Raw genomic sequence first — 13,716 nt, 5'->3', positions numbered from 1 at the left:
TACAAAACGACCCGTGGAGCAAGTGCTCACGCGGTCGTTTTTTGCTTATTCAAGTACTATTTTTAAGGAGTCAGTGCAATTCCCCCAAAAAATCAAAATAATGCTTGACCTAGAGCTAGCTCCAGGTTTTACAGTAATTACTATCAAGTTAACGAAAGAAGGAATTACACATGCATTCAATTAGCTTTCCAAGCCGTTTTTTGCCTGGAACGACTGACAATTTTGTTTCTAATGAGGTTATTGTTAAAGATCTGACAGTTTTTGACATCTGGCACTATCTTATAGATACTGCTGAATGGGAAAAGTACTACGACAACGCCGCTAATATTGAACTTACCAACGGCGAAAACAGCGATCTTCACTACGGCGAACGTTTCCACTTTGATACTTTCGGCTTTCCGATCGATGCCCAGGTCATGGAACTGGTCAGCCCGACGGTTGACAGTCCGGTAGCCAGAATCGCCTGGCATGGCTGGAATGACGGGGATGAAGACTCTTCAATCGACGTATACCACGCTTTCTTGATCGAACAGCTGCCTGACAATCGTGTCCGCCTCTTGACCCAGGAATCTCAGCTGGGCAAGTCTGCCGCTGAACTGGCCGTAACTGTCCCAAACCCAATGCTTAACGGCCACCAGGCTTGGCTTGACGGCTTGTTAACTGCAGCTAGAGAACAATATTAACAATTGTAGACAAGGAGGTAAATTAACCATGAAAACTTGGATGATTACTGGTACTTCAAGCGGTTTTGGCAAGGCCTTGGCAAGCAAGCTGGCCCAGGAAGACGGCGTCAGCGTCATCGCCACCGCCCGTAAGGAAGCTGATCTTGACTATCTTGATCAGTACGATCACGGTCAGATCAAAAAAGTCATCGTTGACGTGTCTGATCCGCAAGCGGTCAAGCGGGCAGCTGCAGAAGCCCTGGCATTTTCGCCAAAAATCGATGTCTTGGTCAATAATGCCGGTCTGGGCTATTTCTCAACGATTGAAGAAAGCGACCTGCAGGAAGTGCGCTACATGTTTGAAGTTGACTTCTTTGGCCTGGCCGAAATGACGGAAGCCTTGCTGCCGCAGTTCCGGGCTAACAAGAGTGGTATAATTGTCAATATTTCATCGGCTCTGGGCTTGACTACTCTGCCAACCATGGGCTACTACAGTGCCGCAAAGTTTGCGGTTGAAGGCTATTCTGATGCCCTGCGCCAGGAAGTAGCTGACCTTGGAATCAAGGTATTGACGGTTGAACCGAGCGGCGCGCGGACCAACTGGGCTGGCTCTTCATCTGAAAAGAAGGTGCCGGAAATCGCTGACTATGCCAAATTCAAGAACATGGTTGCAACGACTGACCAGGCGGTTGACAATGCACCTGGGGATCCAGCTTTGATTGCCCAGGCAATCATTGACGCAGTTAACAGCGACGAGATGCCAGACCACCTGCCGCTTGGTGAATTTGCCTACAACGGCAGCCTGGAAAAGCTGCGCAAACTGGCAGCCGAAATTGAGAGCAATCGCGCCATCTCTCTGTCAACCGATGACAAGTAAGTGACTAAAAACAGATAAGCATTGGAGGAAAAGATGAGCTACAGCATCGGTCAAGTTGCGGCAAAACTAGGTATTTCTATTGACACGATTCGTTACTATGACAAGGAGGGCCTTCTGCCCTTCATCCAGCGCAACGGAAACGGCCGGCGCGTTTTTTCCGAAAATGACGTTCACTTGATGCGCACGATCATCTGCCTTAAAAACGCCGGCGTGCCGGTGACCGATATTGCTGACTTCATCCAAATGCGCCTGCAAGGCGACAGCACTCTTGAGGACCGCTACCAGCTCTTGAAAGCACACGAAAAGGACCTGCAGACACAGATCAGCGACCTGCAGGATACCTTGTGCTACTTGAAGTTTAAGGAATGGTATTTCGAGACCGCGATTAAAGCCGGTACCGAAAAGATTCACTTCACTCCTGGCAGTAACGAAGTCGTGCCTGACTTGGCCGACCAGTACAGCCAGTATCTGGAAGAGAGCGGCCAAAGTGAGGAACTGGCCCGCTTCAAGAGCGTCAAGGACTACCGGAACCGCAGCCATTAATTTTCCCCGTGAAAAAAGAAGGCAAAAAAATCTCCATGAAAACTTTGATCATTTTCGCGCACCCGCATCCGCGCGCTTCAAAGGTCAACCGTCCGCTGCTCGAAGCAGCCGCAGCCCTTGACAACGTTACAGTGCGCGATCTCTATCAGCTCTATCCTGACTTCAAAATCGACGTAGCGGCTGAACAGGCAGCGCTTGAAGCTGCCGACCGGGTCGTACTCCAATTCCCGATCTACTGGTACAGCAGCCCGGCCCTGCTAAAACAGTGGGAAGATGACGTGCTGACTCACGGCTGGGCCTATGGCAGCAAGGGCAAAGCCTTGCATGGCAAGGAGCTGCTGGTCGCAGTTTCAGTTGGCGGCGGGCAGGAACATTACACCCGGGAAGGCCTGCACGGCTACCGGCTGGCGGAATTGCTCCGGCCCTACCAGTCAATGGCCGGCTTGACCGGCATGAAATACGTCCGTCCCTTTATGACTTTCGGTGCACGTACGATTGCCGATGAAGACCTGCAGAGACAACAGAGGCGCTATCGCAGGCTGCTGCAGACCGCGGATCCGCTTCCCGCGTACGGACTGCTTGAAACTGAGAGCAACTGATAACTATTTACTTAATTCCCTACTCTATCTAGCGAAAAATCCTTCGAAAAAATTCGAAGGATTTTGTTTTAGTTGATTTTAAGCTTACATAATTATTGTTATGTCTATATAATTGCTAACTTTTTATCAGTGCTGAGAGGGCGATTCTGCTGCGCTTAAAAAGCTAGAAGTGATCAGTTGCACATTTAAGCGCAAATAATTGCAAGTTCAAAAATGCTATCTTTTATCCTAATCGGAAAGTCTTTAAATCTTCTTCCATGCTCTCGTCCTCCAGACCGATGTAGCGCAAAGTCGTCGTCGGGCTGCTGTGGTTCAGCATCTTCTGCAGCTTGTACAAGGCCCGGGGGTCCGGATCGCCAGCCGGGGTGGTCGCGCTCTTGATATAGTGATAGCCAAAAGTTTTGCGCAGGGTGTGTGTGCCGACAGTATTCGGATCAATGTCACACTGCCGGGCTGCCCGCTTCAAGTCCTTGTAAAAAGACTTGCCTTCAATATGCCCCTCCCCTTTTCTGGAAGGGAAAAGCCAGTCATCTGGCTTTAGCTGCATTTGCGCGATGTAGTTGGCCAAATCCTGGCTGATATTGCCAATGTATGCATGTCGGTTCTTGTGGGTTTTGGTTTCAACCAGGTTGTACCATTCTCCGTCCTCGATATCTGAGACCTTGGCCTTGACGATATCGGAAATCCGGAGCCCCGTGTTGATCCCAAAGACAAAAATCATGGCATTCCGCAAGCCATTTCTGTTTTGCCCAGTAACCGTCCCGGTTCCAAATTGGAGAGCCCGCTTCATGGCGTTAATTTCTTTTGCTGTCTTCAACGGCCGGATATTTCTACTGCTTTCCGTTTTCTTGACTTTGCGGCCCATTTTGCTGTTAAAATCCTCCCCTCTTTGAATGCGTCTTTATGTATTTATTCTATCATAAAGGTGCATTGAAGTGGCAAAATTGTCCAAAAATCCGTCCTAGCCAATTAAGATTTGAATGCGTAAAAATGCCTATTTCTACGCATTCGGTAAAAAACTGTTTTTGCGCGTAAAATGCTGAGAAAAGCTCTCATTTGCGCCCAAACTTTTCCTCCCTGGAGACTTGACCGTTTATCGCAACTCAGAATCAAAATGCAAAAAGCGGCAATTTTTAGCTTGCCGCTTTTTAACAATCTGCCGAAATTCCGGATTAGATAATTCTAGCTGATGCTCAAGCCAATAATCGCGATACATGCGCCAACGGCCATGAAGACTATTCCAAGGCAGGCTTGTTTTTTTAGCTGGTCGCTTTTTGCCCGGTCTTTGGGAGTGAGCGAAGTCAAAGGATATTTTTTCCGGTAGATCAAGTAGGCCAGGAGTCCTTCCCCTCTTTGACCGCTGCTGAGAAACAAGGCGGTTCCTTTGGGATGCGGAATTCCGCGCATCTCCGCATCAAGGCGCATTAAAGAATAGATTTGGTACCAAGTATAAAAAATACCGACAAAAGTGACTGCCAGGCCAATTAAGATTAACAGATTCATGATTATCCCTCCTAGATTCTTTTAACAATCTGCATCAGCAAAAAGGACACGCTGGCGACCAAGGAAACAAACAGAATTATATAGGCAGCTTGACTTGCCGCGTAACGTAAAACCACCGCGCCAATGACCAGCAACAATAAGTTGACCAGTAAAGCCGCTGTCAGTTGCTTACCTTGTTTTACGGTGTCCATTTTGTCTTCCATGTGCTGGACCAGGTCCTGGTCACCTTTTAGCAAGGCATCTAGACTGATCTGGTAGAGATCGCTGATGGCCAGTAAACTGACCAGATCAGGATAAGTACGATTATTTTCCCAGTTGGACAAGGTCTGACGAGAAACCTGCAACTTGTCAGCCGCGGCTTCTTGCGTTAATCCCGCTTGCTTGCGAGCTCTTTTCAATCTTTCTCCTGTATTCATTTTTCTGCTCCTTTCTGTCTTAATTAAGCCGTATTTTTTGCAAAAGGTCCAGCTAATTTCTTTGACATCTCCGTCTTTTTCTTTGTCAAAATCCTTTGACATCCGCGATGTTACAGGAATTTCTTACGAAATCACTCTGTTATTGCCCATCCTTGATCGAATACAAAAAAGCAGCATCCCCTTCTCGAAGGAATCGATCAAGGATGCTGCATTTTTGCCATTATTTTTTCTACTTCGATAACTGATATTTTGTGCCTCTGCCTTCCCCGACTTTGAGAAGGTACCCCTTCTTTACCAAAGAGTTAATCAACTTTAAGGTTTTGGTTCGACCAAAGCTGACCTCTTCATTTATCTTGCTGGTAGTTTCGTTTCCAGATTGAACTGCTTGATAAATTTTACCTTCATCTTTAGAAAGATTGACTGGTACTGATTGTAAAAGCGGCAAAATTATCACGATTGAGTTCTCAAAGATTTTAAATTGAGGTTGAATAACGCTGCCTTGATAACTACTGATAATTCTGCGGATTCCCGTACCAAATTGTTCAATTAAGCCTAAACGGTAAAACACATTCGCCAAAATCGGGTTGCGCAGTATTGAAATTTTCCCTGAGAGATACTCCTCTTTGCTCAAGCCACTTGGCAAACCACCGGGTGAAACAATTTCAATTCTGTTGTCAAACATTGAAATTTTGATTTGAGAGTTCACATTCCAAGTCCGATGTACCAATGCGTTAGCAACTGCTTCTCTGAAAGCCTCCTCAGGTATCTCTGTTACCAGTTCTCTGTTAAAGCCCTTGATTTCTTCGTATTGGTAATACTGTCGATACATGTTAATGGAGAGATTATATTGATCTAAAACAGAAATACCTTCATAATCTTTTCGATCCAGCATGATATTAAGATTTGCTCCAAAACGAACCAAATTGATACCACGAAAATGATTGTGATCAGCCAAAAGTGCCCCAGCGTTGGTGTATCCGCTACCCTTGCGAAGCAAATCCAAAGTTATCAGAATATCTTGATTCAGCGCCTCTATGCCAAGCTTATCCTTTAAAGCAGTTTCCAAGCTAGAGAAAGTTAAATTTTGCTCCTGGGCTTGCAGGCTATCAAAAGTCTGATTCTTGCCTTTGAGTATCAAGCGGGATAATAAATCCTTGGTCTCACTCATGGTTCTCACCTCCCCCTAATTATAGCAATTGGAGCGAAAAAACGATAGATTATCTTTTCAATCGCATTTACGCTCGTTTAGAAGCGCTTTTTTGATCAAAAGTGAGTGCAAATTCAAAAGCAGCATCCCTTCACGCGAAAAAACTGTAGAGTTGCCGCTTATTTGCTCACAGATCCAGCTTAGCAGAATACTTGATGATCACAGATCCGCCATGACCCAGGACTGAACTGCTGAAATCTTCTTGATAAAAAGGCGGCAGCACCCTTGCTTGTTTTTGCATAAATTCCAGCGCGCGTGGTCCGTTGGCCGCCACTTGTTCATTCTCCAGTTCCTGGTAAAAATAAGCATATTTGCCTGCTGCTTTGACAAAATTGCCTTCCCCTGCACTGACCACTTTGAAAAAGCGGCTGATCGTTGCCTGGGCAAAATCATCAGTCATCACCCCGTAGCGGGGACCAAAGTTGATCGGATTCAGCGAGACGCCCCGCCTAAACGGACTTACCTCAAGATACTCCGTCGGGCAGCTTTCAATGGTCAGATTCTGGCAGCCTAATTTTTCAAAATCATCTATTCGCTTGTCAAAAAAGAGTAAGCTGCTTTTGATCCGGCTTAGCTGATTCAATGCGTCTTCAACCGCATCCTGCTGTTTGAGCAGGTAGCTGCGGCGGTCCTGCAGTTTGGTCAAGGCAAAAAAGCGGCCAACTTCATCCAGGCTGCTGCCCAGTTTTTCCAGCAGGCGGATGGTCGCTACCTGGTCCACCTGCTCCAACCGGTAGTAGCGGTAGCCGTTGTCTTTGACTAATGCCGGCAGCAAAAGCCCCTTGGCTTCATACAAATAGAGCGCCTTCTTGCTGACAGCGCACATTTTGGCGAAATCGCCAGTCTTGATCAAATTTTCGTCCATCGAATTTTCCTTTCAAAAAACAGGTTCCAGCCTTGACTATGCCCTTAGGGCATAGTTTACCCTAAAGGTAAGCAATTTGAAAGCAGGTACAGAGATGACAAGTGAATTAAGAAGAAAAGTCTGGAGCTTCAGTCTGCCGATGATCTGTGAACTGGTCGTCCAGCAGCTCTACAGCGTGATTGACATGGCAATCATTGGCCGCTATCTTGGGGCCAGACAGCTCGGTGCCGTCGGCAACGCTGCCAGCGTGATCATGCTGTTTCTGGTGGTTTCGGGTGGCTTTGAGATGTCGGTTGACGTCACGGTTTCCCGCCTTTTAGGCGCGGGCAAGTACAAGGAAAAGGCAGCGATGGCCCGCGACACGCTTTTTCTTAGCGCGATCAGCGGCTTGATTCTGGTGGTGATTGCCTGGATTTCCCTGCCGGCCCTCTACAAGGCGATCTCACTGCCGGAAAACATGATGGGGGATGCCCTTCTGTATGGCCGGGTTTACCTTTTTGCCCTGCCGATCATTTATATTTACGATGTTGGCCGGGCCATCCTCATTTCCAATGAGCGGGCAAAAATCTCCTTCTACCTGCTGGCTGCCTCCAGCGGCTTGAACCTGCTCTTGAACCTGCTGTTCATTCTGGTCCTGCACCTGGGTGTTTTGGGTTCAGCTCTCGGAACGGTTCTGGCGCAAGGGATGATGATGCTGGTGACTCTTTGGCTGTTGGCCAAGATGGACCAGCAGGAAAAAGAACCGATCTCTCTTAAGCCGGACCTCTCTTTTGATAAGATCAAGCTGATCATGCACATTGCCCTGCCGACGATCGTCCAGCAGTTTGCGGTAACTTTTGGCGCCACCCTGGTCCAGGCCTGGGTCAACCCCTTCGGCCAGGAAGCTATCCTGGGCTATGTAGCCATCGTCAAAGTCATGAACTTGGCGACCATCGTCCTGGTTGGTTTTGCCCAGACATTGACCCTAATGACTGCCCAGCTTTTAGCAGGCAAAAAGTACTCAGCTGTCAGAGCTGTCTACCGCTATTGCAGCAAGATTTCCTTGATCTACTGGCTAATCAGCTCCGTTTTGATGGTTCTGGCCAGCCGCGAGCTGGCCGGGCTCTTCTTTGATCCGGCGCAGAACCAGGCAGCTTATGGCTTCTTCAAGGTCTACCTGTTGGCTTTCGTTGGCATTCAATTGCTTTCTGTTTTCAAATTCTTGAACGAAGGCCTGCTCAGAAGCATGTTTTTAATGAAGGAATACCTCTACTGCAATCTCGGAGAACTGGGCCTCAAGCTGGCGGTCAACTGGCTGCTGCTTGCACCTTTAGGAACGAATTCTTTCTGGAGTTCCCAACTGGGCACCAGACTCCTCTGCGTATTAGGATCGACAATCCTGATCTTAAAAGAACTGCAGCGTTTGGAAGCAGAAGAAAAAGCCGGCGAATAAGCCGGCTTTTTCTTGTTCAATGCTTTACAGTATTTGAATCTGATCATCAGCCAATTACAGGAATAAAAGCAAAAATCCAAGCGACGACTAAGGCTGGCAAAAAGTTGGCAACGCGTACCTGCTTGTCCCATAGCAAGTTGACTCCAACGCAGAAAATCAAGACTGAACCGACTAAAGAAATGTTAGCCAAGGCAGCGGTAGTCATAACTGGCTTGATATAGTGAGCCAGCAGGGTCAAGCTCCCTTGCAGCAGGCCGACTGACACAAAGGAAAAAATGCAGCCCTTTCCTTCAGCGCTGGTCATCACCATGACAATGACAAAGTCAAGAATGGATTTCGCGATCAAGGTGTCTGGCTTATGATAGATACCGTCATTGATGGAGCCAACGATAGCCATAGCGCCGATGCATACGACCAGGGATGCATCAACAAAAGCCGTGGTAAAGGCCGGGTCCTTGCTATTGCCGGTCTTATGCTTGAGGAAGTGACCAAAGGATTCAAAGTAGGCCTCAATGTTGAGTAATTCCCCCACCAAGCCTCCGATTGCTAGAGACAAAATCATCATCAAGCTGGAACCACTGGTCAGCTGACCGTTTTTGACCTGCAGCATTTTTTCTATCGCCCCTGCGATCCCTAAAAACATGGTCCCCAGACCGCAGGCGACCATTAGTGTTTCCTGCACCCGGGCCTTTAGCAGATGGCCGAAGTTCAAGCCCAGCAAACCACCGCAGATGATGGCGGTGACGTTGATTACAGTTCCGATTCCTGGCATGTGTTTCACCTCAGTCAAAAGTATAGCATAGGAAAAAGCGCTTTTTAATTTAAATATCATTTCAATAATTGAAAGGCGAATGTTCGTGATTATCCAGGCAAAAATTGTTTTTTCACTGTCACATCAACGATTACCAACTAAATGCATACAAAATATACGCCTTTCTTAATGAAAATCAAGAAAACTACTTGCATGCCTTGCATCTATCCTTTATACTATTGAAAAAACAGAAAGGAAGCAGCAAAAATGACCGCATTTATTAACGTTAATCCCGATATCTGCCCAGCTTCATTCGCTGTTTCTTTTCCATTTTTTCAATTTATTAATATTTCATCACTTAAGACATGTCACTCGTTGATATGTCTTTTTTTATAGGAGTCAAACAATCAATGAAAGCGCGTTTAATACTGGAAGATGGACACGTTTTTGAAGGCGAAAGCTTCGGCGCGGTCCATGATGTCATCAGCGAATTCGTCTTCAACACGGCGATGACTGGTTATGTAGAAGTCCTGACTGACCCTTCATATGCTGGCCAAAGCGTAGTCATGACCTATCCCTTGATCGGCAACTATGGCGTTCCCCTGGATGACCAGGAATCTGCCCACCCCTTTGTAGAAGCCTTTGTAGTAAGCGAGCTTTCCCGGCTGGGGTCCAATTTCCGCATGAACATGAGTCTGAATGACTACATGATTGAAAACAACATCCCCGGCATCCAAGGCGTCGACACCCGGGCAATTACCCGGATTCTGCGTAAAGAAGGCTGCATGAACGGGATGATCACCACCAAGGATTACGAAGTCAGCGAAGTAATCGACCAGATCAAGGCTTTCAAGATCCACGGTGTCGTTGAAAAATGTAGCTGCCTTGAACCCTACCATGTCGGTCAAGGTGACTACGAAGTTGCCCTCTACGACTTCGGTGCCAAGCGCAATATCGCTAGAGAACTAGCCAAAAGAGGCTGCCATGTCACTGTCCTGCCAGCTGACACCCCTGCCCAATATGTCTTAGACCACAACTTTGATGGAATCATGCTGTCAAACGGCCCGGGCGACCCAAGCGAATACACGGAAATCATTGACCAGCTGAAGATCCTCTCTTCTTCCGGTATCCCGATCTTTGCCATCTGCCTTGGCCACCAGCTTTTGGCCTTAGCCCACGGCTTTGCGACGGAAAAAATGGTCTACGGCCACCACGGCAGCAACCACCCAGTAAAGGATCTGACTACTGGCCGCGTCTACATTTCCTCGCAAAACCACAACTATGTGATCAAGGAAGACACAATCGACCCTGAGCAAGCCAAGGTTTGGTTCAGAAACGTCAACGACAAGACCATCGAAGGCCTGGAATACTTAAATGAAAACATCAAGTCCGTCCAGTTCCACCCGGAAGCCTGCGGCGGCCCGCACGACACGGAATATCTCTTTAACAGCTTTATTGAAATGATGGGAGAACACAAGAATGCCTAAGCGTGACGATATCAAAAAAGTTTTAGTGATTGGTTCAGGCCCGATCATCATCGGCCAGGCCGCTGAATTCGACTATGCCGGCACCCAGGCCTGCCGGGCCCTCAGAGAAGAAGGCATCGAGGTTGTCCTGATCAACTCCAACCCAGCCACGATCATGACTGACGGCGACATGGCTGACCACGTCTACATCGAACCTTTGACTGTCCCAGTCGTTAAGCAATTGATCGAAAAGGAAAAGCCAGACGCCCTTCTGCCAACGATGGGCGGGCAAAATGCCTTGAACATTGCCATGGCCTTAGCCGACGAAGGCTTTTTGGAAAAGCACAATGTCAAAACGATCGGTACTGACACCGACACCATCAAGATGGCTGAAGACCGGCTGGAATTCAAGAACTTGATGGAAAGAATCGGTGAACCGGTTGCTAAGTCAGTTGTTGTCAACTACGTTGAAGATGCCATCGCTTTTGCTAAGGAAATCGGCTATCCGGTAGTTGTCCGCCCAGCCTACACTTTGGGCGGTACTGGCGGCGGGATCGCCCACAACGAACAAGAACTGCATGAAATCTGTTCTAACGGCCTCCGCCTTTCCCGAGTTACTGAATGTTTGATTGAACAATCAATCGCCGGCTGGAAGGAAGTTGAATACGAAGTCATGCGCGACGGTGCTGGCAACTGCATCACCGTCTGCAACATGGAAAACATGGACCCGGTTGGTGTCCACACCGGTGACAGTATCGTGGTCGCGCCATCTCAAACCTTGTCAGACAAGGACTACCAGATGCTCCGGTCTTCCGCCCTCAACATCATCACTGCCTTGAACATCAAAGGTGGCTGCAATGTCCAATTTGCCCTTAACCCAGACTCCTTTGAATACTGCGTCATTGAAGTTAACCCTCGTGTTTCCCGGTCTTCTGCCCTGGCTTCAAAAGCAACCGGCTACCCTATCGCTAAATTAGCAACCAAGATTGCCCTTGGCTACACCCTGGACGAAATCGTCAACGCCGTGACCGGCAAGACCTATGCTTCTTACGAACCAACCCTTGACTACATCGTCTGCAAGATTCCTAAGTGGCCTTTTGACAAGTTCTACGACGCCTCCCGCCAGCTGGGCACGCAGATGAAGGCCACCGGGGAAGTCATGGCTATCTGCAACAACTTTGAAGGTGCCTTTATGAAGGCTCTCCGGTCTCTTGAACAAGACAGCTACTACCTCTACAATGAAGAAATTGCCCAGTTATCAGCCGATGAACTCCGGAAAGACCTCCGCAAGATTGACGACAAGCGGGCCTTCAGAATCGCTGAAGCCTTGAGAAAAGGCGTCTCCATCCAGGAAATCCACGCCATTACCAAGATCGACGTCTGGTTCATTGACAAAATCAAACACCTGGTTGAAATTGAAGACCGGCTGAAGGCTGAAGAACTGACTCTTGACCTTTTGAAACTGGCCAAGCGTTGCGAATTCCCAGACCGGGTTATTGCCAAGCTTTCCGGCAAGACGGCTGATGAAGTCTACTACCTCAGAAAGGGCTTGAAGATTACGGCTGCCTTCAAGACTGTCGACACCTGCGCGGCTGAATTTGACGCCGAAACTCCATACTTCTACAGCGTCTATGGCGGTGAACATGAAATCCAGCCAGACCAATCCAAGAAAAAAGTGATCGTCTTCGGCTCCGGCCCAATCAGAATCGGCCAAGGGATTGAATTTGACTACTGCTGCGTGCACAGCGTATGGGCCTTAAAGGAAGCCGGCTACGAAACTATTATCGTCAACAACAACCCGGAAACCGTCTCCACTGACTTTGACATCGCCGACCGCCTCTACTTTGAACCTTTAACGGCGGAAGACGTGCAGAGCATCATTGAACTTGAACAGCCAGACGGTGCAATCGTCCAATTCGGCGGACAGACAGCCATCAAGCTCTCCCAGGACTTGATGAAGATGGGCGTGCCGATCCTGGGGACCTCTGCCGACAGCGTTGACGCGGCTGAAGACCGGGAAAGATTCGACGAGATTTTGGAAAAGTGCCAGATCGACCGGCCAAAGGGGCAAACCGTCTTTACGGCTGAAGAAGCCTTAAAGGCCGCAAACGACTTGGGCTACCCGGTTTTGGTCCGTCCTTCCTACGTTTTAGGCGGGGCCGGGATGGAAATTGCCTTAAATGACGGCGACCTCAAGCGGTTTATCGACCACATTACGAGTCAATTCAACATTGAAGACCACCCGATCTTGATCGACAAGTACCTGGCCGGCAAGGAATGTGAAGTCGACGCCATCTGCGATGACGAAGGCATCTTGATCCCTGGGATCATGGAACACGTAGAAAGAGCTGGTGTCCACTCTGGTGACTCTATCTCCATCTACCCGCCGCAAAAAATCTCTCAGGAGATGAAAGACCGGATCGTTGAATACTCCAAGCGCCTGGCCAAGGCCTTAAAAGTCAAGGGTTTGATGAACATCCAGTTTATCGTTTACGAAAACGAAGTCTACGTGATTGAAGTCAACCCCCGCTCCTCCAGAACTATCCCTTACATCTCCAAGGTAACCGGGATTCCTCTGGTCGACGTGGCAACTAACGTCATCATTGGCAAGTCCATCAAGGAGCAAGGCTATGACTACGGCCTTGCTCCGGAAAAGAAGACGGTTGCCGTCAAGATGCCAGTCTTCTCCTTTGAAAAGATTACTGGGGCGGAAATTGCCCTGGGACCGGAAATGAAGTCAACTGGTGAAGTTCTGGGGATTTCTGAAGACGTTGAAGAAGCCATGTACAAGGCCTTTATGGGTACTGGCCTGGACCTGCCTAAGCACAAGAAGGTCATCTGCACGGTCAAGGATTCAGCTAAGGAAGAATTTTTGCCAATCGCCAAGGAATACCATGACTTCGGCTACGACCTTTACGCGACCCAGGGTACTTACGACTTCCTGCAAGAACACGGCATCCCTGCCCACCTGGTCAACCGGATCAACGACAAGGAGAACACCATTTTTGACTTGATCCTGACGGAAACGGTCGACCTGGTCATCGACATCCCAACCAGAAACAACAACTTGAAGGACGGCTTCCTGATCCGCCGCTTCGCCGTTGAAGCCGGCGTGCCGATCTACACTTCCCTTGACACGGCGCGTGCCTTGATCCACGCCCTGGAAGCCAAGCACGACAACAAGATCTCCTTGGTCGACATCACCAAGTTGTAAAAACGTGTATTCCTTAATACTCAATAGTTTAAGCGTCAGCGTTTGCTGGCGTTTTTTCTTTGCAAAAGTTACCTGATTTCCGCTTGTAATTGCTTAGCATATTAAGTATAATACTTAATGCGCTAATAATTAGGTTTCTAACAGTTAATCACCTAAGTAATGAATTGTGAGGTGTCATTGA

The 13,716-nt window shown here is 48.2% G+C and carries 13 protein-coding genes; 7 read left to right on the top strand and 6 right to left on the bottom strand.

The window, feature by feature from the left end; genetic code table 11:
• The first annotated feature begins 170 nt into the window (after positions 1-170).
• From ACYVUU_RS05650 to kefF, 4 genes are read left to right on the top strand one after another with little or no spacing between them, the layout of a single operon-like run.
• Positions 171-683 (top strand): SRPBCC family protein, encoded by a 513-nt coding sequence (locus ACYVUU_RS05650; RefSeq protein ID WP_439775998.1) that lies wholly within the window; start codon positions 171-173, stop codon positions 681-683.
• A 28-nt stretch (positions 684-711) separates the two neighbouring features.
• The gene (locus ACYVUU_RS05645; RefSeq protein ID WP_484499153.1) at positions 712-1,539 is read left to right on the top strand and encodes an SDR family NAD(P)-dependent oxidoreductase; all 828 of its coding nucleotides are present in this window, start codon (positions 712-714) and stop codon (positions 1,537-1,539) included.
• Between the two features lie 33 nt (positions 1,540-1,572).
• Positions 1,573-2,082, top strand: a complete 510-nt coding sequence (locus ACYVUU_RS05640) for a MerR family transcriptional regulator (protein ID WP_484500251.1) — start codon at positions 1,573-1,575, stop codon at positions 2,080-2,082.
• A 35-nt stretch (positions 2,083-2,117) separates the two neighbouring features.
• Positions 2,118-2,681, top strand: a complete 564-nt coding sequence (gene kefF / locus ACYVUU_RS05635; protein WP_484500250.1) for a glutathione-regulated potassium-efflux system oxidoreductase KefF — start codon at positions 2,118-2,120, stop codon at positions 2,679-2,681.
• Between the two features lie 223 nt (positions 2,682-2,904).
• On the opposite strand, the gene ACYVUU_RS05630 is transcribed toward kefF, so the two are convergent.
• The 5 genes from ACYVUU_RS05630 to ACYVUU_RS05610 form a co-directional block, all read right to left on the bottom strand.
• On the bottom strand, positions 2,905-3,546 hold the full coding sequence (locus tag ACYVUU_RS05630) for a tyrosine-type recombinase/integrase (protein ID WP_484500249.1): 642 nt from the start codon (positions 3,544-3,546) through the stop codon (positions 2,905-2,907).
• Positions 3,547-3,863: 317 nt separating this feature from the next.
• On the bottom strand, positions 3,864-4,184 hold the full coding sequence (locus ACYVUU_RS05625; protein WP_484500248.1) for a hypothetical protein: 321 nt from the start codon (positions 4,182-4,184) through the stop codon (positions 3,864-3,866).
• An 11-nt stretch (positions 4,185-4,195) separates the two neighbouring features.
• On the bottom strand, positions 4,196-4,600 hold the full coding sequence (locus ACYVUU_RS05620) for a helix-turn-helix transcriptional regulator (protein ID WP_484500246.1): 405 nt from the start codon (positions 4,598-4,600) through the stop codon (positions 4,196-4,198).
• 229 nt (positions 4,601-4,829) lie between these two features.
• Positions 4,830-5,768 (bottom strand): ATP-binding protein, encoded by a 939-nt coding sequence (locus ACYVUU_RS05615; protein ID WP_484500245.1) that lies wholly within the window; start codon positions 5,766-5,768, stop codon positions 4,830-4,832.
• Between the two features lie 166 nt (positions 5,769-5,934).
• On the bottom strand, positions 5,935-6,672 hold the full coding sequence (locus tag ACYVUU_RS05610; protein ID WP_484500243.1) for a MerR family transcriptional regulator: 738 nt from the start codon (positions 6,670-6,672) through the stop codon (positions 5,935-5,937).
• Positions 6,673-6,766: 94 nt separating this feature from the next.
• Between ACYVUU_RS05610 and ACYVUU_RS05605 the strand changes: the two genes are divergently transcribed.
• Positions 6,767-8,104, top strand: coding sequence for an MATE family efflux transporter (locus ACYVUU_RS05605; protein WP_484500242.1), 1,338 nt, complete (start codon positions 6,767-6,769; stop codon positions 8,102-8,104).
• A gap of 46 nt (positions 8,105-8,150) precedes the next feature.
• On the opposite strand, the gene ACYVUU_RS05600 is transcribed toward ACYVUU_RS05605, so the two are convergent.
• A complete protein-coding gene (locus ACYVUU_RS05600; RefSeq protein ID WP_484500241.1) occupies positions 8,151-8,876 on the bottom strand; it encodes a DUF554 domain-containing protein in 726 nt (241 codons plus the stop codon).
• A gap of 389 nt (positions 8,877-9,265) precedes the next feature.
• Here ACYVUU_RS05600 and ACYVUU_RS05595 point away from each other — a divergent pair, with 389 nt between their 5' ends.
• Positions 9,266-10,342: a carbamoyl phosphate synthase small subunit gene (locus ACYVUU_RS05595; protein WP_484500239.1), complete on the top strand. Its 1,077-nt coding sequence runs from the start codon at positions 9,266-9,268 to the stop codon at positions 10,340-10,342.
• Entirely contained in the window at positions 10,335-13,535 is a 3,201-nt protein-coding gene (gene carB, locus ACYVUU_RS05590; protein ID WP_484500238.1) for a carbamoyl-phosphate synthase large subunit, read from the top strand. The genes ACYVUU_RS05595 and carB overlap by 8 nt, the downstream gene beginning before the upstream one ends.
• The last annotated feature ends 181 nt before the right edge of the window (positions 13,536-13,716 follow it).

This window comes from Lactobacillus sp. WILCCON 0058, assembly GCF_057198005.1.
The sequence above is the reverse complement of the archived record's forward strand: the minus strand, read 5'-3'. Positions and strand labels throughout refer to the sequence as shown.

Bases quoted from the DNA above. Each gene is read 5' to 3' on its own strand.
- ACYVUU_RS05650 (WP_439775998.1), top strand. From the start codon at position 171: ATGCATTCAATTAGCTTTCCAAGCCGTTTTTTGCCTGGAACGACTGAC.
- ACYVUU_RS05645 (WP_484499153.1), top strand. From the start codon at position 712: ATGAAAACTTGGATGATTACTGGTACTTCAAGCGGTTTTGGCAAGGCC.
- ACYVUU_RS05640 (WP_484500251.1), top strand. From the start codon at position 1,573: ATGAGCTACAGCATCGGTCAAGTTGCGGCAAAACTAGGTATTTCTATT.
- kefF (WP_484500250.1), top strand. From the start codon at position 2,118: ATGAAAACTTTGATCATTTTCGCGCACCCGCATCCGCGCGCTTCAAAG.
- ACYVUU_RS05630 (WP_484500249.1), bottom strand. From the start codon at position 3,546: ATGGGCCGCAAAGTCAAGAAAACGGAAAGCAGTAGAAATATCCGGCCG.
- ACYVUU_RS05625 (WP_484500248.1), bottom strand. From the start codon at position 4,184: ATGAATCTGTTAATCTTAATTGGCCTGGCAGTCACTTTTGTCGGTATT.
- ACYVUU_RS05620 (WP_484500246.1), bottom strand. From the start codon at position 4,600: ATGAATACAGGAGAAAGATTGAAAAGAGCTCGCAAGCAAGCGGGATTA.
- ACYVUU_RS05615 (WP_484500245.1), bottom strand. From the start codon at position 5,768: ATGAGTGAGACCAAGGATTTATTATCCCGCTTGATACTCAAAGGCAAG.
- ACYVUU_RS05610 (WP_484500243.1), bottom strand. From the start codon at position 6,672: ATGGACGAAAATTTGATCAAGACTGGCGATTTCGCCAAAATGTGCGCT.
- ACYVUU_RS05605 (WP_484500242.1), top strand. From the start codon at position 6,767: ATGACAAGTGAATTAAGAAGAAAAGTCTGGAGCTTCAGTCTGCCGATG.
- ACYVUU_RS05600 (WP_484500241.1), bottom strand. From the start codon at position 8,876: ATGCCAGGAATCGGAACTGTAATCAACGTCACCGCCATCATCTGCGGT.
- ACYVUU_RS05595 (WP_484500239.1), top strand. From the start codon at position 9,266: ATGAAAGCGCGTTTAATACTGGAAGATGGACACGTTTTTGAAGGCGAA.
- carB (WP_484500238.1), top strand. From the start codon at position 10,335: ATGCCTAAGCGTGACGATATCAAAAAAGTTTTAGTGATTGGTTCAGGC.